21 protein-coding genes are annotated in these 17,243 nt (G+C 46.9%); 18 read left to right on the forward strand and 3 right to left on the reverse strand.

Annotated features, from left to right (window positions below):
• Window positions 1-13 precede the first annotated feature (13 nt).
• Window positions 14-454, reverse strand: coding sequence for a hypothetical protein (locus C943_RS07880; protein ID WP_008626258.1), 441 nt, complete (start codon window positions 452-454; stop codon window positions 14-16).
• A 128-nt stretch (window positions 455-582) separates the two neighbouring features.
• Window positions 583-813, reverse strand: coding sequence for a hypothetical protein (locus tag C943_RS07885; protein ID WP_008626263.1), 231 nt, complete (start codon window positions 811-813; stop codon window positions 583-585).
• A gap of 228 nt (window positions 814-1,041) precedes the next feature.
• Here C943_RS07885 and C943_RS07890 point away from each other — a divergent pair, with 228 nt between their 5' ends.
• The 13 genes from C943_RS07890 to C943_RS07950 all read left to right on the forward strand — a co-directional run bounded on the left by C943_RS07890 (window position 1,042) and on the right by C943_RS07950 (window position 12,678).
• On the forward strand, window positions 1,042-2,448 hold the full coding sequence (locus C943_RS07890; protein ID WP_040479629.1) for an anthranilate synthase component I family protein: 1,407 nt from the start codon (window positions 1,042-1,044) through the stop codon (window positions 2,446-2,448).
• Between the two features lie 36 nt (window positions 2,449-2,484).
• Window positions 2,485-2,889: a four helix bundle protein gene (locus C943_RS07895; RefSeq protein ID WP_008626268.1), complete on the forward strand. Its 405-nt coding sequence runs from the start codon at window positions 2,485-2,487 to the stop codon at window positions 2,887-2,889.
• Window positions 2,890-2,976: 87 nt separating this feature from the next.
• A complete protein-coding gene (locus tag C943_RS07900) occupies window positions 2,977-3,543 on the forward strand; it encodes an anthranilate synthase component II (RefSeq protein ID WP_008626270.1) in 567 nt (188 codons plus the stop codon).
• A gap of 137 nt (window positions 3,544-3,680) precedes the next feature.
• On the forward strand, window positions 3,681-4,694 hold the full coding sequence (gene trpD, locus C943_RS07905) for an anthranilate phosphoribosyltransferase (RefSeq protein ID WP_040479831.1): 1,014 nt from the start codon (window positions 3,681-3,683) through the stop codon (window positions 4,692-4,694).
• Between the two features lie 4 nt (window positions 4,695-4,698).
• The gene (gene trpC, locus C943_RS07910) at window positions 4,699-5,523 is read left to right on the forward strand and encodes an indole-3-glycerol phosphate synthase TrpC (protein WP_040479631.1); all 825 of its coding nucleotides are present in this window, start codon (window positions 4,699-4,701) and stop codon (window positions 5,521-5,523) included.
• A complete protein-coding gene (locus C943_RS07915; RefSeq protein ID WP_008626276.1) occupies window positions 5,520-6,146 on the forward strand; it encodes a phosphoribosylanthranilate isomerase in 627 nt (208 codons plus the stop codon). The genes trpC and C943_RS07915 overlap by 4 nt, the downstream gene beginning before the upstream one ends.
• 120 nt (window positions 6,147-6,266) lie before the next feature.
• Entirely contained in the window at window positions 6,267-7,445 is a 1,179-nt protein-coding gene (gene trpB / locus C943_RS07920; RefSeq protein ID WP_008626279.1) for a tryptophan synthase subunit beta, read from the forward strand.
• 224 nt (window positions 7,446-7,669) lie between these two features.
• The gene (trpA, locus tag C943_RS07925) at window positions 7,670-8,443 is read left to right on the forward strand and encodes a tryptophan synthase subunit alpha (RefSeq protein WP_040479633.1); all 774 of its coding nucleotides are present in this window, start codon (window positions 7,670-7,672) and stop codon (window positions 8,441-8,443) included.
• Window positions 8,444-8,446: 3 nt separating this feature from the next.
• A complete protein-coding gene (aroF, locus tag C943_RS07930) occupies window positions 8,447-9,466 on the forward strand; it encodes a 3-deoxy-7-phosphoheptulonate synthase (RefSeq protein WP_008626282.1) in 1,020 nt (339 codons plus the stop codon).
• Between the two features lie 197 nt (window positions 9,467-9,663).
• Window positions 9,664-10,440, forward strand: coding sequence for a phenylalanine 4-monooxygenase (locus tag C943_RS07935; protein ID WP_008626283.1), 777 nt, complete (start codon window positions 9,664-9,666; stop codon window positions 10,438-10,440).
• A 143-nt stretch (window positions 10,441-10,583) separates the two neighbouring features.
• The gene (gene hisH / locus C943_RS07940; RefSeq protein ID WP_008626284.1) at window positions 10,584-11,183 is read left to right on the forward strand and encodes an imidazole glycerol phosphate synthase subunit HisH; all 600 of its coding nucleotides are present in this window, start codon (window positions 10,584-10,586) and stop codon (window positions 11,181-11,183) included.
• A 140-nt stretch (window positions 11,184-11,323) separates the two neighbouring features.
• Entirely contained in the window at window positions 11,324-12,043 is a 720-nt protein-coding gene (gene hisA / locus C943_RS07945) for a 1-(5-phosphoribosyl)-5-[(5-phosphoribosylamino)methylideneamino]imidazole-4-carboxamide isomerase (RefSeq protein WP_008626285.1), read from the forward strand.
• Between the two features lie 146 nt (window positions 12,044-12,189).
• Entirely contained in the window at window positions 12,190-12,678 is a 489-nt protein-coding gene (locus C943_RS07950; protein ID WP_008626286.1) for a hypothetical protein, read from the forward strand.
• A gap of 32 nt (window positions 12,679-12,710) precedes the next feature.
• On the opposite strand, the gene proC is transcribed toward C943_RS07950, so the two are convergent.
• Window positions 12,711-13,517, reverse strand: a complete 807-nt coding sequence (gene proC / locus C943_RS07955; protein WP_008626287.1) for a pyrroline-5-carboxylate reductase — start codon at window positions 13,515-13,517, stop codon at window positions 12,711-12,713.
• A 170-nt stretch (window positions 13,518-13,687) separates the two neighbouring features.
• Here proC and C943_RS07960 point away from each other — a divergent pair, with 170 nt between their 5' ends.
• From C943_RS07960 to C943_RS07980, 5 genes are all read left to right on the forward strand, one after another.
• On the forward strand, window positions 13,688-14,113 hold the full coding sequence (locus tag C943_RS07960; RefSeq protein WP_157198477.1) for a hypothetical protein: 426 nt from the start codon (window positions 13,688-13,690) through the stop codon (window positions 14,111-14,113).
• An 11-nt stretch (window positions 14,114-14,124) separates the two neighbouring features.
• Entirely contained in the window at window positions 14,125-14,577 is a 453-nt protein-coding gene (locus tag C943_RS21360; RefSeq protein ID WP_008626293.1) for a hypothetical protein, read from the forward strand.
• 12 nt (window positions 14,578-14,589) lie between these two features.
• Window positions 14,590-14,790 carry a helix-turn-helix transcriptional regulator gene (locus tag C943_RS07970; protein ID WP_040479635.1) on the forward strand — a complete coding sequence of 67 codons (201 nt, stop codon included), beginning with the start codon at window positions 14,590-14,592 and terminating at the stop codon, window positions 14,788-14,790.
• A 105-nt stretch (window positions 14,791-14,895) separates the two neighbouring features.
• The gene (locus tag C943_RS07975) at window positions 14,896-16,065 is read left to right on the forward strand and encodes a glycosyltransferase family 4 protein (RefSeq protein WP_008626298.1); all 1,170 of its coding nucleotides are present in this window, start codon (window positions 14,896-14,898) and stop codon (window positions 16,063-16,065) included.
• A gap of 84 nt (window positions 16,066-16,149) precedes the next feature.
• Window positions 16,150-17,202 (forward strand): NAD-dependent epimerase, encoded by a 1,053-nt coding sequence (locus C943_RS07980; RefSeq protein WP_008626300.1) that lies wholly within the window; start codon window positions 16,150-16,152, stop codon window positions 17,200-17,202.
• Window positions 17,203-17,243 lie beyond the last annotated feature (41 nt).

A 17,243-nucleotide genomic window follows, 5' to 3' on the forward strand; every position in this document is an offset into this window, starting at 1 on the left:
TTCGAGTGGCCCCTTAAGGGTTTGACTCCTTGTAAAAATCGCGGACAAAAGCCAACAGTTGGTTCACTGTTAGCTTGTCGCTGGTCTGGACAGAAAGCCATTTATCAGAGAAGCTTTTGTTTTCCCGCAGTCTGTTTCTGAACTGTTCTTTGACTACGCCAGGTCCGAAAATCAGGATGTCGTCATAGGATGCCAATTTGTTTTCAAGGATTCTGAAATATTCATTCAGTTCTTTTTGGGCAATGTTGTGTTTTTTGTGTTCGTTGTTGGATGAATGTTCATTGCTTGAGGTGAATCTTGTTGTATCCTTCACTTCGCCCTCGATTCTTTTGATGGTTTCGACCGGAGAATCTATGTTTTCGACCAAAACCGCTTCACCGTTTTTGAATTCGACAACTTGTGCTTTGGAGTGGTCCATCCATAGACCAACCTGGCTTGCATGGTTATTTTTCATAGTGTTTTTCGTGTTGGGTTATTGTATTGAGGGATAATTTAAGGCTTTTTTCTTGGAAAAGTATACCTTCAATAGTATTCAGATGCCTGTTTGCTTTGATTGGAGGCAGCCTTTTCTTTTCGGCCAAATCAGGGATTAGCTTTGGCCAGGTAGAGATTGAATTCCAAAGCCCCACCGGGTTGAAATTCGTCCACTTCCAAATCCTCAAATATCTCTTCATCAAAGGACATTTCTGTTTTTTCTACCCGGCCGTCGGGATGAACGATCAGCTCGATGCCCGAAAAATCCGTTGGATTGACCTTGACCAACACTTGGTAGTCATCAAACACGCGCTTGAAATATTTGGGGATTGGCTTCATGTTTTTTGTTTTTGTTCCAAAATTTACTCGAAATAATTTTGGATTCTTCAATCCTTGCCTAAATTTGACCATCGAATCATGAAAACATTGACAGCAAAATATTGGTGGTGGCATTTGACTTTCCAAGCAGGGGAAGAACCAAAAGCTGTTGCCTAGATTTTGAAAATCATCATACATGAAGGCCCGCTGGTTTCCCCCGCGGGCCTTTTTCATTTTAATCCCTGGACCATGAATGCATTCAAAATACGGACATCTTTCAAAAAACTGCTGGCTGATACTATCACGCCGGTTTCCATTTATCTACAGATCCGTGACCGATTCGCGAATCCGATCCTGTTGGAGAGTTCGGATTACCACGGGCATGATGATAGCTACTCCTATGTGTGTTTCAATCCACTGGCGGCCTTTTCTTTTTTGGATGGAAAAGTAAAGGAAACCCTTCCAAATGGTGAAATCCTGCATTACACAATTGGTCCCGATCTGTCGCTGATCGATGCGCTAAAGCGGTTTTCCGAAAAATTTGAGGATGACAATGGGAAACACAAGTTCATCTCGAATGGGCTTTTCGGCTACATGCAGTATGATTCGGTCGCCTACTTCGAGGATATTTCGCTCAAACACGGGGCGTCTGACTCTGTTCCGATGCTGCACTATGCCGTCTACCAGCACGTCATTGTGGTGGACCATTTCAAAAATGAAATGTACCTCTTTGAGCACCAAGTAGAAGGATCACCACGCGAAAGCATCCTGGCACAATTGGAAACCCTGCTCAACAATAAGAACATTCCAGCCTATTCCTTCAGATTGGTCGGGGAGGAGCGCTCCAACTACACGGATGAGGAATTTTTGGAGATCTTGAAAAAGGGCCAAGAACACTGTTTCCGCGGGGATGTATTCCAGATTGTGCTTTCCCGTCGGTTTACAACGGCCTTTAAAGGGGATGAATTCAATGTTTACCGGGCCTTGCGTTCGGTAAACCCCTCGCCCTATCTGTTCTATTTTGACTATGGTTCTTACAAGGTTTTTGGAAGCAGTCCGGAGGCACAGATTGTGGTAAAAAACGGCCAGGCCACCATCTATCCCATAGCAGGCACTTTCAAACGAACTGGTAACGACCAAGCGGATGCGGCCCTGGCGATGAAACTGTATGACGATCCAAAGGAGAATTCCGAACACGTGATGCTTGTGGATCTTGCCCGCAACGACCTCAGCCGCTCTTCGGAGAAGGTGGAAGTGGAGGTTTTTAAAGAAATCCAATACTATTCCCATGTCATCCACTTGGTCTCCAAGGTAAAAGGAACCTTGCCCAAAGACGCCAATCCATTACAGCTTGTTGCGGATACCTTCCCTGCAGGAACCCTGTCAGGCGCACCCAAATACCGTGCGATGCAATTGATCGATGAGTTGGAAAACACGCCTCGTAAATTTTATGGGGGTGCAATCGGCTTTTTGGGCTTCAACGGTGATTTCAACCACGCCATTTTGATCCGCTCCTTTGTGTCCGAAAACAACGAGCTGCGATTCCAAGCCGGGGCAGGAGTCGTCGCCAAGAGTTCCATCGAGTCAGAATTAAACGAAGTAGGTAACAAGTTGGCGGCTTTGAGGGTGGCGCTAAGGATGGCGGAAAGGATTTAGGTTAAAGGGATTAGAAAGTTGAAAGGTTAAAAAGTTATGGCAACTATTGAAGCTTTTGAGAATTTGAATATTTGGAAGGAGGCGGTGAGAATTGGTGTCGAAGTTTATAAACTTTCGGATCGTGCGCCTTTGAAAAACGATTTTAAATCAAGGGATCAGTTGATAGGTGCCACTATATCTATTTCCAATAATATAGCTGAGGGCTTTGAATATAACAACAACAAGGTGTTCATCAAATTTCTGTACTATGCCAAAGGATCAGCTGGCGAGGTAAGAAGCCAATTAGCGGTGTTAGTGGCAGCGGGAAGGGTGAGTGAAAATGACTATCACGTTCTCCACAACGATCTGAAGAAACTTTCGGCCCAAATCAAGACATTCATCAACTATCTTAAATCAACAATCAATTCTGCTTCAGATAAAAAAAACCCGAATGGAAAATAGATGCTTGAAATATTGACTTCGATAACCCTCCAAACCTTCTAGCCCTCAAACCTTCCAAACCTTTTAACCTTGCAACCCTTTAATTCTATGAACCTCCTCGTCCTCGATAATTACGATTCATTCACCTACAACTTGGTCTATATACTAAGAACCTTGGGCTATGGGTCAGAAATGGACATTTTCAGAAATGACAAGATCAGCTTGGAGAAGGTCGAAGAATACGACAAAGTCCTGCTTTCGCCGGGACCGGGCGTGCCATCCGAAGCGGGAATTATGCCTGAACTTCTCCAGAAATACAGCGCAACCAAGGATATCCTAGGCGTTTGCCTGGGTCATCAAGCAATTGGGGAGGCGTTTGGAGGTAGTTTGATTAACCTTTCGGAAGTTGTCCATGGCTTGGCGTCCGAGGTAGATGTGCAGTCTGATTTGTTGTTCCAAGGGCTGCCAGGCATCTTCAAGGTTGGGCGCTACCATTCTTGGGTGATCAATGAGAAGGATTTTCCAGATGCCTTGGAAGTCACTGCCCGCACGCCGGATGGACAGATTATGGCGGTAAGACATCGGGAATTCAAGGTGCGTGGCGTCCAATTCCATCCCGAATCCATCTTGACCGAAAATGGCGTCCAAATGATGCGGAATTGGCTGGAAGGATAAAGGAAATACAAAGTACCAAGTATGAAGAACCAAGTAAATGAACCGATTATTGACAATATGAAATCTCAGCCGCAGCTATGGACCATGGACTATCCGCTATGGACTCAATAACCAATAACTCAACAACCTACCAAACCATGAAGGAAATCCTCAACCACCTCATCGAACACCGTACCCTTGGAAAGGAACAGGCACGGGAGGTGCTCAAAAATATCGCGACCGGAGGCTACAATCAAAGCCAAATCGCAGCATTCATGACTGTCTACCTGATGCGGAGCATCACGGTGGAAGAGTTGGGCGGATTCCGGGAAGCCATGCTCGAGCTTTGCGTGCCCGTAGAGATTGACGAATACGATGCCATGGACCTTTGTGGTACGGGCGGAGACGGCAAGGACACTTTCAATATCTCCACCTTGGCTTCATTTATCGTGGCTGGCGCCGGTCAAAACGTTGCCAAACATGGCAATACGGGTGTTTCCTCTATCTGCGGTTCCTCCAACCTGCTCGCCTATTTTGGCTATGAGTTCCGCAATGATATGGACCATATCCGCAAGAGCCTGGACGAGGCTGGCATATGCTTTCTGCATGCGCCCCTGTTTCACCCGGCGATGAAAAACGTGGCTCCGATCCGGAAGGAATTGGGCGTCAAGACCTTTTTCAATATGCTCGGCCCGATGGTGAACCCGAGTTTCCCGAAGAAGCAGTTGGTAGGGGTGTTCAGCCTCGAACTTGCCCGACTTTACGCGTACCTGTACCAAGAGCATGAGGGGAATTTCAGCATTCTGCATGCATTGGACGGCTATGACGAGATTTCCCTGACAGGGGATTTCAAAATGATCAGTCAAAAAGGCGAAAAACTGTACAGCCCCGAGGATTTGGGAATGGTGGCCATTGCGGCCGAATCCATATCAGGAGGCGACACTGTAGAGGAATCAGCCCGGATTTTCGAATCGATCCTGAAAGGCAAAGGCACCGAGGAGCAAAACTCCGTCGTCATCGCCAATGCGGCGGCAGCCCTCATGACCGCAAATCCGGAATTGGATTTTGCACAGGCAGTGGAAAAAGCCAAAGACTCCCTCTTCGGACAAAAAGCCCTCAAAGTTTTCCAAACTTTAGTCAATCCCAAAACAAGCATCTCATTTGCATCCTGATACCATGAATATTCTAGACCAAATCATCGCCCACAAGCGGAAGGAAGTTGCCGAAAGATCCGAACTGGTTCCGGTAAAGCTCTTGGAAAAAAGCATCTATTTCGATTCCAAGGTGGTTTCCATGAAGAAATATATCCTGCGTGAAGACAAAACCGGGATCATTGCCGAGTTCAAAAGGCGTTCACCTTCCAAAGGAGATATCAATCCCGGCGCCTCCGTAGAAACCGTCACGATCGGATACATGCAGGCTGGAGCTTCGGCGCTATCCATCCTGACTGACCAACATTTCTTTGGCGGAAAAAACGAAGACCTCACCTTGGCCCGGAAGTTCAATTTCTGCCCCATCCTCAGAAAGGACTTCATCATCGATGAATACCAAATCCTCGAAGCCAAATCCATAGGTGCGGATTGTATCCTGCTGATTGCAGCGGCACTCGAACCAAAAAGGCTGAGTGGATTGGCCGAGTTTGCACATTCGCTTGGGATGGAAGTATTGATGGAAGTACATGACTTGCAAGAACTGGAGTCTTCCCTCAATCCACACTTGGATTTGGTGGGTGTGAACAACCGCAGCCTCAAGACATTTGATGTTTCATTGGACACTTCATTTTCGCTCGTGGATCGGATTCCAAATGAATTTGTCAAGATTTCCGAAAGCGGAATTTCCGAGCCCGAAACCTTGATCCAACTCAGAAACGCTGGTTTTCAAGGGTTTTTGATTGGAGAAAACTTCATGAAAACCAGTCGTCCACAGCAGGCCGCGCTCAATTTCATGAATGCCTATCGCAACCTTTTGGCACTACAAAAGGATATCCAGGTACTGCCATGAGGCTAAAGGTCTGTGGCATGCGGGATCCGGACAATATCCGTGATTTGGTGGAAGTGGTCCAGCCAGATTGGATGGGTCTGATCTTCTATCCACCTTCGCCAAGGTTTGTCGAAAATGCGCTTGCTGAATCGATCCGGAACTTCAGGGTGAACAAAGTAGGTGTTTTTGTCAATGCAAGCATGGAGGAGATAAGCGAAAAGGTCGGCTTGTTCGGTTTGGATGCGATCCAATTGCATGGGGATGAAAGTCCTGAATTTGCGAACATGCTGAAGGAAAAAACCGGCAAGTCGGTTTGGAAGGTGTTTTTGGTAGGGGAGGAGATGGATTGGGAAAAGCTTCTGCCCTACCAAAATATCGTCGATTGCTTCCTTTTCGATACATTTTCCAAAAGCCACGGGGGAAGTGGAAAGACATTCAATTGGGAGCTGTTGCTGGATTATCCGTTGCCGACTCCATTTATGCTTAGCGGCGGCTTGGCAATTGAACACGCGGATGCGATCAAGGATCTTCAGGCCAAAATACCCCAAATGCAGGGAATCGATATCAATTCCAAATTTGAAACCAAACCTGGGGTAAAGGATATTAGCTTAGTACGAAAGTTTTGGGATTATTTAAAGACATAAGACACAAGATTCAAGACATAAGACTGAGTGCTTTAGGAAGATGAAATCAATGGGCAAAATCTATTCATGTTTCTGACTCCATATTTCCTGGCTCCAGCATAGGTCGTTAAACATAAAATCATGATACAGATAGACGAAAAAGGCTTCTATGGCAAATTTGGTGGAGCCTACATCCCCGAAATGCTGCATCCCAACATCGAGGAACTCAGGGAAAACTGGGAGCAGATCGTGGCCTCCCCTGATTTTCAGGAGGAATTTCAGATGCTGCTGCGCGATTTTGTAGGCAGGCCGACGCCCTTGTATTTTGCGTCGAGGCTTTCGGAAAAGCACGGGGCGAAGATTTACCTCAAGCGGGAAGACCTTTGCCATACGGGCGCCCACAAGGTCAACAATACCGTTGGACAGATCATCTTGGCCAAAAAGCTTGGGAAAAAGAGGATCATCGCGGAGACGGGCGCCGGCCAACATGGCGTGGCGACGGCGACCGTGTGTGCACTGATGGGAATGGACTGCACAGTTTACATGGGTGCCTTGGATATCCAACGGCAGCGACCCAACGTGGAGCGGATGAAGATCCTGGGCGCCAAGGTTGTCCCTGCCACCTCAGGCAGCCAAACCCTCAAGGACGCGACCAACGAGGCCATGCGCCAGTGGATCAATAATCCCGTCGACACGCATTACATCATCGGTTCGGTTGTCGGCCCCCATCCTTACCCCGAGATGGTCGCCCGCTTCCAATCGGTGATTTCACAGGAGATCAAGACCCAACTTTTGGAAAAAGAAGGAACTCCAAATCCGGATATTGTCATTGCCTGTGTTGGTGGTGGCAGCAATGCGGCGGGGGCATTTTATCACTATTACAACGTGCCGCAGGTAAGGCTTGTCGCTGCCGAGGCAGCGGGCTTGGGCATCAATTCGGGAAAATCCGCAGCCACAACGGTCTTGGGTACGCCCGGTGTATTGCATGGGAGCAAGACTTTACTGATGCAGACGGAGGACGGGCAAGTGGTCGAGCCACATTCCATTTCGGCCGGTTTGGATTATCCAGGCATCGGGCCGGTACATGCGCACCTGCATGATATCGGGAGGGCCGAATTTGTGGCTGTGGAGGACGAGGATGCCATGAAGGCGGGTATCGAGCTCAGCAGATTGGAAGGCATCATCCCCGCCATCGAAAGTGCCCATGCCATCCATGCCTTGAATATGATCCAATACCAAAAAGACGATGTCATCGTCATCAACCTATCAGGGCGTGGCGACAAGGATTTGGAAACGTATATCAAGTGGGGAGGATATTGAAAAGTAGGAATTACGAAGTCAGAAGTACGAGGCAAGAAACAAGAGACAAGAGCCGAGAAGAGAGAGGCGAGAGCCGAGAAGCGAGAATCAAGAGCCGAGAGAAAGGCGACAAGATCCTTGAATCAAAATTCGCATCTCATTAATTCGATTTCGGTTATATAACTTTCTTCTTCCGCCTTCAGTCCCCATCTCATTTCTCAAATCCAATTCTCACGTCTAAGCAAATGAACCGAATAGACCAGTTATTTCAGCAAAAAAAACAGCGTGTGCTGTCCATCTATTTCACGGCGGGATTCCCGCGTTTGGAAGATACGCTCCCCATCATGGAGGCGATCCAAGCCGCAGGTGCCGATATCATCGAAGTCGGTGTGCCGTATTCTGACCCGATAGCGGATGGACCTACCATTCAGGAAAGCAATATGGTTGCCCTGCAAAACGGCATGAGCTTGAAGAAGCTTTTTTCACAATTGGAAAAAATGCGAGAAACAGTGCAAGTTCCAGTGATCCTAATGGGGTACCTGAATCCGATCATCCAGTTTGGGATAGAGGATTTTTGCAAAAAGTGCCAAGCCGTCGGCGTAGATGGCCTTATCCTTCCCGACCTGCCGATGCAGCAGTATTTGGACGATTACAAGGAGATGTTCGACCAATATGGCTTGCGGAATACCTTCCTGATTTCGCCCCAAACCAGCGCAGCCCGCATTCGTGAGATCGATGAGAAGTCCAATGGATTTATCTACATGGTTTCCAGCCATAGCATCACTGGCGCCAAAGCCGATATCAGTGGAGAGCAGATCGAGTATTTCAACCGGGTAAAATCCATGGAATTAAAAAACCCGCGCTTGATCGGGTTTGGGATTTCTGACAATTCCACATTCAATACTGCCTGCACTTACAGCCACGGTGCGATCATCGGAAGTGCATTTATCAAGACCATCAAAAACAGTCAAAACCTGAGCGCTGATATCATCTCCTATATCCGCTCTGTAATCCAGTAATCCATGATTATCCAACTCAAAGAATCCATTTCTGATAGCCAAAAAGATTCCCTGATTGCAGAGGTCAACAAAATCGGCTACAAAACCACCGAGGTCAAGACCCAATTGGGGGATTACCTGATCGGCATCGGCAAGAAAGATTTTGACATCCGCAAAATCGGACAAATGGAAGGTATTCAAGACATCCATATCGTATCGGATGAGTACAAGCTTGTTTCCAAAAAATGGAAGGTCAGTCCGACCACCATTGACCTAGGCGACGGGGTTTGTATCAAGGACGGCGATATGGCCATCATCGCAGGACCCTGCTCCATCGAGTCCGAGGACCAAATCAAAAAAGTGATAGCCCACCTTCAGGAATCCGGCATCCGCATGATGCGGGGCGGTGTTTTCAAACCAAGGACAAGCCCTTATGCTTTTCGAGGCATGGGGATCGAGGGCTTGAAACTTTGGCATGAATTGGCATCGGCCGCGGGGATTAAGATCGTCACCGAAGTGATGCAGGTGTCCCAAATCGAGGAAATGTATCCCTACACCGACGTCTACCAAGTGGGCGCAAGAAATACCCAGAATTTCAACCTTCTGGACGAATTGGGAAAGGTGGACAAAGCCGTGATGATCAAAAGGGGGATTTCGGGGACCATCGAAGAACTGCTGCAGTCCGCTGAATACGTCTTTTCCGGCGGGAATGAAAAACTCATTCTTTGCGAACGGGGAATCCGTACCTACGAACGCGCCAGCCGCAATACCCTCGATCTCAATGCCGTCCCAATCCTCAAAGCCAAATCGCACTTACCCGTGATCGTCGATCCCTCCCATGGCATCGGTATCCGTGAGTATGTGCCCCAAATGGCCTTGGCAGGCGTGATGGCCGGAGCGGATGGCATCATCTACGAAACCCATGAGGTGCCCGAAAAAGCCTATTCCGACGGACAGCAAACCCTTGACTTCGCACAAAGTGCCCGCCTTGCAGATTGGATCCGAAAAACATTCGAGATGCGGAAGGGGTTTGAGTTATTGTAGGGTTAGGAGGTTTGAATGTTAGAAAGTTTTAAAGTTGCCACTTTGTGGTTTAGCATCCTTAGATGCAAATACCAAACCTTATAGCCTTTCAACCTTAAAACCTTATAACCTTTCAACCTTATAACCTTATAACTCTTTAACCTTTCAACCTTTTGTGCTTTCGCCTATCTTTACACCCAAACCCAAATATGCTTACCATGAATAAACCCAAAGACTGGGTCTTTTCGGACCCGAGATTAAAGGCCATGCGGCAGGACTATGCGGCTTACACGGAGGAGGACTTCAAAGTTTGGAGGATCCTTTTTGAAAGACAAATCGTCAATCTCCCCAAAGCAGCATCAAAAGCTTATCTGGATGGAATCAAAACCATCAATTTCACCGCCGACCGAATCGCTGATTTCGAAGATGTCAACAAAAGGTTGGCAAAGTCCACCGGTTGGGCGATACAGGTGGTGCCAGGTCTGATTGACGACGACTTGTTTTTCGGGCTGATGAACAACAAGCGCTTTTGCTCCTCGACTTGGTTGCGAAAGATGGAACAGTTGGATTACCTCGAAGAACCGGACATGTTCCACGATGCATTTGCACATATGCCCATGCTGACCAATCAGCATTATGTGGATTTCCTCGAAAATCTCAGCGGAATTGCGCTAAAGCATATAGACGATAAATGGGCGATAGAACTGCTGTCGAGAATTTATTGGTTTACAATCGAATTCGGACTGATTCGTGAAGAAGGTGAGTTGCGCATTTATGGCGCAGGAATCCTAAGTTCGGCGGGAGAGACCAAGTTCAGTCTTTCCGATTCGCCTGCCCACCTTCCATATGATGTCAGAAGGATCATGAATACGCCATACTGGAAAGACAAATTTCAGGACAAATACTTCGTCATCGACAGCTATGAGCAATTGTACCGTTCATTGCCGGAGATCGAAGAAGTGCTTGAGGAAATGGTCGCGGAGGCAGCCAAGTAGGTTAAGAAGTTAAAATGTTATAAGGTTAAAAAGTTACTGAGTTATTAAGTGTTTGGATTTGGGAGTTCAGCTGTAACCCATCATCGGTCATCCATCAATCCAGCCCAAATCTCAAATCTCAGGTCTCAAATCTCACATCTAGCATGCAGGTAGCAGTCATCAAATACAACGCAGGCAATGTCCAATCGGTCCTTTACGCACTGGAAAGGCTAGGCGTCGACGCTGTCTTGACCGACGACTTTGATACCATCCAAAAGGCGGATAAGGTAATCTTCCCCGGTCAAGGCGAAGCGAGTACGGCCATGCGTTACCTGAAGGAAAAGAAGCTCGACCGCTTGATTCCACAGCTCAGACAACCCTTTTTTGGTGTTTGCCTGGGGCAGCAGCTTCTTTGCGAATATTCCGAAGAAAACGATACGACGTGCTTGGGTGTATTTCCAGTCAAGGTGAAGCGCTTCATTCCCGAGAGCCATGAGGAATTCAAAGTGCCTCATGTAGGATGGAACAATCTCCTTGACCTCAAGCATCCACTCCTGAACGGATTGGATGAAACGGCATTCGTGTACTATGTGCACAGCTTTTTCTGCGAGCTATCTGATTTTACCATTGCCAAAACCCACTATATCCATGATTTCGCGGCGCTCATGCACCGGGATAATTTCTACGCCATGCAGGCGCATCCAGAGAAGAGTGGGAAAGTGGGAGAAAGGATTTTGGAGAATTTCCTTAGGATTGGCAGTTAATAGTTATTGGGTTTTGAGTTATTGAGTTAATGGTTGGCTAGCCACCTTTCTGACCCACTTCACAGGTCATCCAGCATCGCTCATCAGGTACCTTTCTAGCATTTTCTCATATCTCGTATCTCACATCTCTCGTCTAGACAATGCACATCATCCCAGCCATAGACCTTATCGACGGACAGTGCGTCCGACTCACCCAAGGTGATTATTCCCAAAAAAAAGTATACCATGACAGTCCATTGGAAATGGCCAAGCGCTTCGAGGATGCCGGCATCAAGCGCCTGCATTTGGTCGATTTGGATGGTGCCAAAGCAAAGCGGATTATCAATGGGGCGGTCTTGAGATCGATTGCCTCAGGCACCTCGCTGAAGGTAGACTTCGGAGGGGGTGTGCAATCAGATGAGGATATCGCTTTGGCTTTTTCCCTTGGGGCGCATCAGGTGACAGGTGGCAGTATCGCGGTGAAGAACCCGGCACTTTTTGATTCTTGGATTAAGCAGTTTGGCGGCGAAAAAATCATCCTAGGCGCAGATGCAAAGGACCGTAAAATCGCTGTCTCTGGCTGGCAGGAAACATCCGGTGAGGAAGTGATATCATTTATCAAGAAGTATTTCGCGAAAGGGCTATCCCATGTGATTTGTACCGACGTGGCCAAGGATGGCCTGTTGCAAGGGCCTTCGCTCGATTTGTACCGGGATATTTTGTCCGAAATTCCGGGCATCCGGCTCATCGCGTCGGGTGGTGTTTCTGGTATAAAGGACCTGGAGGACTTGCAAAAGATCGGGGTATATGGCGCCATCGTTGGAAAAGCTTACTATGAGGGGAAAGTCACTTTGGAACAATTGGCAAGCTTTGTGGCCTGATTTTCTGTGTCGACTTTGACACGCCAATCCATGCATTGAAACAATTCACGAAATCGGGCAAGATTTCCTAGTGAATCTTTGCTTGCAAATACTTATTCTTTCTAATTTGGTTCGAAGATTTTAACTTCTCTAATCCAAAAAAAATCATGAAAAAAATTGTTTTGTTTTTAGTTTTAGTTGTTGCTGCTTTTCAAGTTACAGCACAATCAGCAACCAGTATCCATTCCAAAGGAATCGAGGGTTGCTACAATGATTACATCATCGCATTTACGGAAAGAGGTGCTAGTCCTGTCACCGATGGCCAACATGATGTGGTGATTTCGGTTATTCACCAAGGAAGAAGCGAATGCTATTTTGGGAAAGCAACGGTAAAGGGAGGTAAGCTTCAACGACCCGTTTTGATCCAAAAAGATGACATGTCTTTCGTTCCGATGAGTTCCATGTTCAGAAGCTTGGATCCTGAATGGCTCGAAAAGCAGGATAAAAACACCTATGACGAGGTGAACGACGGCATGAGTACCGTGTTTTTGACCCAGGATAAATATGAGATTAGGCTGTTTTTCTACACCTTTATCCATCCTAGCCAAAGGGCCAACAGGAAGGCGCCGCCAGCAGATGTATTGTTGAAAAAATAAAAAAAGCCGGGTAACCGGCTTTTTTTTTATGTCTATACCTTTTCGATTTTTTCGTACGAGGCGAGTACCCCACGGACCATCGCTGCCGAAAACCCCTGGTGTTCCATCTCATTGAGGCCGACGATGGTACAGCCTTTGGGTGTGGTGACTTTGTCGATGGCTTCCTCAGGGTGCATGTTTTTTTGGATCATGAGTTCCGCTGCACCTTTCACAGTTTGGTTGACAATCAGGCTGGCGGTTTTGGCGTCAAAGCCTATTTGAATCCCGCCCTGTATCATCGCCCGCATAAATCTCAATACATACGCAATCCCGCAGGCACCGAGGACCGTTGCTGCTTCCATCAGGCTCTCATCGATGGTGATGCTGAATCCAATGCTGTTGAACAATGATTTGACTTGCTTCTCATGGCTTTCATCGCTGTTTCTGCCACAAATGCAGGTGATCGACTCCCGAATATCCGCGGCAATATTGGGCATTGCTCGGAACGCGACAGTTTTTGGATCGAGAACCTCAAACATTTCGTCCAAAGTAATACCCGTGGCCAAGGAAATGACTACCTGTTTTTTTGGATCCAAGACGGGATTGATTTCCTTCAGAATTGAATTCACGTTGTACGGCTTCACGCCCAAGATCACCAAATCAGATTCCTGGGCTGCCAAAGAATTGTCCGAATGTACCCGCACACCTTTGTCCTGAAAGTGCATTAGGCTGGAAGGGTTTCTCTTGGTGATGTGGAGGTTTTGTGGAATAAAGTCGGGCTGGTCCAGAAGCCCGTTGACGATCGAAGTGCCGAGATTGCCACAGCCGATGATGGCAATTCTGATATTTTCCCAATGCATAGCCTTAGGTTTTAATGGTTTGGAATTTAAAGGTAGAAAGGAATGGGCATTTTATTGGTTTTTGGAGAAAAGGATTCAAGAGTTTTTTGCCCATAGAATATTTTTTTTATCAAGAAAACTTGACTCAATGTAAAATATACTTTACATTTGGTAAAAATATCTTTACAATTATGAAAACATTCTCACTATTACACGTCCCCATGTTGGACAGGAGATGGAGGAAACTGGCTTTTCTGTTTTTTCCGGTTTCCGTGCTTTTGGTAATTGCGATGGCGATTCTTCGTACAGGTATCGATCCCGACCAAGCTGCGGAGATTATTTACCTGGGCTGGGCCTGTGGTTTGACACTGCTCAATCTGAGCAAGGAGAAAGTCGAGGACGAGATGATCAAGACGTTCCGGCTTCAGGCATTTCATACCGGGTTCTTTTGGTTGATGTGCGGTTTGGTGGCCGTACTCGCGGTAAACTATTACCGTTACGGTAGCATCCACGCCGAGGCTGTGTCTGCGGGGATGGTGCTGTTCCTTCTCAATCTCTATGTATGGGCGGCTTTTGAATACCAAAAGTGGAGGTCCAACGAACAAAATCCATCATAAATCCTAAAATCATGTTGACTAAATTCCTCCTGCCCTATCCGCTGAAGTTTGTGGGTCTGGCGCTTTTCCTGCCATTTGCCCTATTGCTGGTGCTTTCCGGCGTTTATGAATTTGAATTGTCATGGCTTACCTGGAATGGATTCCGCAAGGATGCTGATGGATTCAACACTCCGGACGAGAATTTTACCTACGAAATCGCCTATGTGGGCACGTTTATATCGCTGTTTTTGATTGCTTTCTCGAAAGAAAAAATCGAAGACGAGTACATCCAAAAACTGCGCCTGGACAGCCTGCTGTTGGCTTTTTACCTTTATTCAATGATTTCCATCGTCGGGACCTTGGTCTTTTATAGCTTCGACTATCTACTCTTCATGGGATACAATATGTTTTCGCTACAGGTTTTCTTTATTCTCAGGTTTCGCTGGGTGCTGATGAACCAGCAAAAGAACCTTCTCTTGGCTTAATGTCGGAAGGTGATGAAGAATTCCCTTAAGGTGGAACGGGCAAAAAAGGACATGACCCAACAGGATTTGGCCGAACGGATTCAGGTCTCCCGGCAGACGGTCAACTCGATCGAGGCGGGCAAATACGTGCCCTCAACAGTACTGGCGCTGAAGATTGCCAAAGTTTTTGATGTCGGCGTGGAAGAGATTTTCCAATTGGAGGATGGCGACTAGCGTACTTGTGGCACTGTGTGAAAGTTCCGCACTCCAATCGTCGAATTTTCAGTGACATCAAAACAATAAAAGGTTAACTTTGGCCGTCAAAACACAAAAAGCTGTATGCCAAAACTTATCCGTATCACGACCGTCCCCATTTCTTTGAAATTGCTTCTTGCCGGGCAATTGAAATACATGAAAGAGAACGGGTGGGATGTCTTGGCTATCAGCGCTGACGGCAAAGAAGTCCGCGACGTGGTCAAAAGGGAGGGTGTAGAACACCGCGTTGTCCCTTTGACAAGGCAGATCACGCCTTGGCAGGATATGATTTGCCTTTGGAAACTTTACAATTTGTTCAAGGAAGAAAAGCCCGACATCGTCCATACACATACCCCCAAGGCGGGACTTTTAGGCATGTGGGCTGCAAAGTTGGCCGGAGTTCCGGTAAGGATTCACACAGTCGCCGGACTGCCGCTAATGGCAGCTGGAAAAAACAAAAAAGGTCTGTTGGTATGGGCGGAAAAAAAGACCTACGCCAACGCTACCCAAGTATGGCCAAATTCCCCGGCTTTGAAAGATTTTATCGTCAAAGAGGCATTGTGTGCCGAGGATAAGCTCAGCGTCATTGGCGAAGGTTCTTCCAACGGAGTCGATTTTTCCCGATTCAATCGTGATAATTTGAAGGAAAACCACCTCGTGGCAGCTACGATGCGCATCATGCCCGGAGAAAATGACTTCATCATCCTGGCTGTTGGCAGGCTGGTCAAAGACAAAGGAATCGAGGAATTGGTGACAGCCTTCTTGAACTCAAAGATTTCAGATCGTGCAAAGTTGGTGCTTTTGGGTTCTTTTGAACAAGAATTGAACCCGATTTCAGAGGAGATATACAAGAAAATCGTCGATCACCCACGTATCGTACAAATCGAATGGACCGACCATGTGGAGCATTATTATGCCTTGGCAGATGTCTTGGTGCATGCCTCGCATAGGGAGGGTTTTCCAAATGTCCTTTTGGAAGCAGGTGCGATGCAGTTGCCCGTGATTTGTTCCGATATTATGGGCAATACGGATATCATTACCAACAGAAAGACTGGGCTGGTTTTTCCAGTCAAAAACAGCGATTTCCTGAAGGAGGCACTGGAGTTTGCCTTTGTGAAAAGGGATTATATGCAGACTTTGGCAGGGAATCTTTACGCGGAAGTTTTTGAAAAATACCAGCGTCCTTACGTCCATCAATTGATAGAAGAAAATTACCGAAAACTACTGGGAATCGAAAAAACGCAAAAGGTCTGATAGTTTTTTGGACAAAAAGTAAGTCCGGTTTATACAATTTGGAATTTAATTTGTTTTTTAGCGTTTGATTTTAACCGCATCCAAATGAAATTTCTTGTTACCGGTACGGCCGGATTTATTGGTTTTCATGTTGCTCAGTATTTGCTCAATAGGGGTGACGCAGTAGTAGGCGTCGACAACATCAATGATTATTATGACGTGAATTTGAAATACCGGAGATTGGAGCATTGCGGTATAGAGAAGTCCAAAATCCAGGAGAACCAAGCCGTCAAATCAACGAAGTACCCCGCATACACTTTTTACAAGTTGGATTTGGCCAACAAGAAAGCACTCACCGAAGTTTTTGAAAAAGAAGGAATCGATGTTGTGATCAATTTGGCGGCCCAAGCGGGCGTAAGATACTCCCTCACCAATCCGGATGCCTACATAACGGCCAATATTCAAGCATTCTTGAATATTCTCGAAGCATGCCGTGCGTTTAAGATCAAGCATTTGGTGTATGCATCGTCCAGTTCGGTATATGGTGCGAATACCAAGATGCCGTTCGCCACGACCCACAATATTGACCACCCAGTCAGTCTTTATGCCGCGACCAAAAAGTCCAACGAACTGATGGCACACACCTACAGCCATCTTTTTGGTATCCCAACCACCGGATTGAGGTTCTTTACTGTTTATGGGCCTTGGGGAAGACCAGATATGGCATTGTTCCTGTTTATAGAGGCTATGTTGGCCGACAAGCCGATTGATGTGTTCAACCACGGAAAGATGAAAAGGGATTTCACCTACATCGACGATATCGTGGAAGGCATCGTCCGTGTTGCTGACCGACCTGCGAAACCTAACCCAGAGTGGTCAGGCGACAACCCGGATCCAGGGTCTTCCTATGCGCCGTTTAAGGTTTACAATATCGGCAATTCCAAGCCGGTGGAATTGATGGATTATATCGGCGCTTTGGAGAAGGCGATCGGGAAAACAGCCGAGAAAAACATGCTTCCATTGCAGATGGGTGACGTTCCCGCCACGTATGCCGACGTATCGGACTTGATTCGGGATACGGGTTACAAGCCCAACACGCCTGTGGAGGAAGGTGTTGCGAAATTTGTCTCTTGGTACCGAGATTTTTACGGAAAATAGCATAGCATACTTCCTTTTGGGATAATTCTCCGACATTTGTT

The sequence above is a fragment of the Mariniradius saccharolyticus AK6 genome (assembly GCF_000330725.2).
GTDB classification, from domain to species: Bacteria; Bacteroidota; Bacteroidia; order Cytophagales; family Cyclobacteriaceae; genus Mariniradius; species Mariniradius saccharolyticus.

Excerpts from the sequence above, each read along its gene's own strand:
- C943_RS07880 (WP_008626258.1), bottom strand. The coding sequence starts at position 454 with ATGAAAAATAACCATGCAAGCCAGGTTGGTCTATGGATGGACCACTCC.
- C943_RS07885 (WP_008626263.1), bottom strand. The coding sequence starts at position 813 with ATGAAGCCAATCCCCAAATATTTCAAGCGCGTGTTTGATGACTACCAA.
- C943_RS07890 (WP_040479629.1), top strand. The coding sequence starts at position 1,042 with ATGAATGCATTCAAAATACGGACATCTTTCAAAAAACTGCTGGCTGAT.
- C943_RS07895 (WP_008626268.1), top strand. The coding sequence starts at position 2,485 with ATGGCAACTATTGAAGCTTTTGAGAATTTGAATATTTGGAAGGAGGCG.
- C943_RS07900 (WP_008626270.1), top strand. The coding sequence starts at position 2,977 with ATGAACCTCCTCGTCCTCGATAATTACGATTCATTCACCTACAACTTG.
- trpD (WP_040479831.1), top strand. The coding sequence starts at position 3,681 with ATGAAGGAAATCCTCAACCACCTCATCGAACACCGTACCCTTGGAAAG.
- trpC (WP_040479631.1), top strand. The coding sequence starts at position 4,699 with ATGAATATTCTAGACCAAATCATCGCCCACAAGCGGAAGGAAGTTGCC.
- C943_RS07915 (WP_008626276.1), top strand. The coding sequence starts at position 5,520 with ATGAGGCTAAAGGTCTGTGGCATGCGGGATCCGGACAATATCCGTGAT.
- trpB (WP_008626279.1), top strand. The coding sequence starts at position 6,267 with ATGATACAGATAGACGAAAAAGGCTTCTATGGCAAATTTGGTGGAGCC.
- trpA (WP_040479633.1), top strand. The coding sequence starts at position 7,670 with ATGAACCGAATAGACCAGTTATTTCAGCAAAAAAAACAGCGTGTGCTG.
- aroF (WP_008626282.1), top strand. The coding sequence starts at position 8,447 with ATGATTATCCAACTCAAAGAATCCATTTCTGATAGCCAAAAAGATTCC.
- C943_RS07935 (WP_008626283.1), top strand. The coding sequence starts at position 9,664 with ATGAATAAACCCAAAGACTGGGTCTTTTCGGACCCGAGATTAAAGGCC.
- hisH (WP_008626284.1), top strand. The coding sequence starts at position 10,584 with ATGCAGGTAGCAGTCATCAAATACAACGCAGGCAATGTCCAATCGGTC.
- hisA (WP_008626285.1), top strand. The coding sequence starts at position 11,324 with ATGCACATCATCCCAGCCATAGACCTTATCGACGGACAGTGCGTCCGA.
- C943_RS07950 (WP_008626286.1), top strand. The coding sequence starts at position 12,190 with ATGAAAAAAATTGTTTTGTTTTTAGTTTTAGTTGTTGCTGCTTTTCAA.
- proC (WP_008626287.1), bottom strand. The coding sequence starts at position 13,517 with ATGCATTGGGAAAATATCAGAATTGCCATCATCGGCTGTGGCAATCTC.
- C943_RS07960 (WP_157198477.1), top strand. The coding sequence starts at position 13,688 with ATGAAAACATTCTCACTATTACACGTCCCCATGTTGGACAGGAGATGG.
- C943_RS21360 (WP_008626293.1), top strand. The coding sequence starts at position 14,125 with ATGTTGACTAAATTCCTCCTGCCCTATCCGCTGAAGTTTGTGGGTCTG.
- C943_RS07970 (WP_040479635.1), top strand. The coding sequence starts at position 14,590 with ATGAAGAATTCCCTTAAGGTGGAACGGGCAAAAAAGGACATGACCCAA.
- C943_RS07975 (WP_008626298.1), top strand. The coding sequence starts at position 14,896 with ATGCCAAAACTTATCCGTATCACGACCGTCCCCATTTCTTTGAAATTG.
- C943_RS07980 (WP_008626300.1), top strand. The coding sequence starts at position 16,150 with ATGAAATTTCTTGTTACCGGTACGGCCGGATTTATTGGTTTTCATGTT.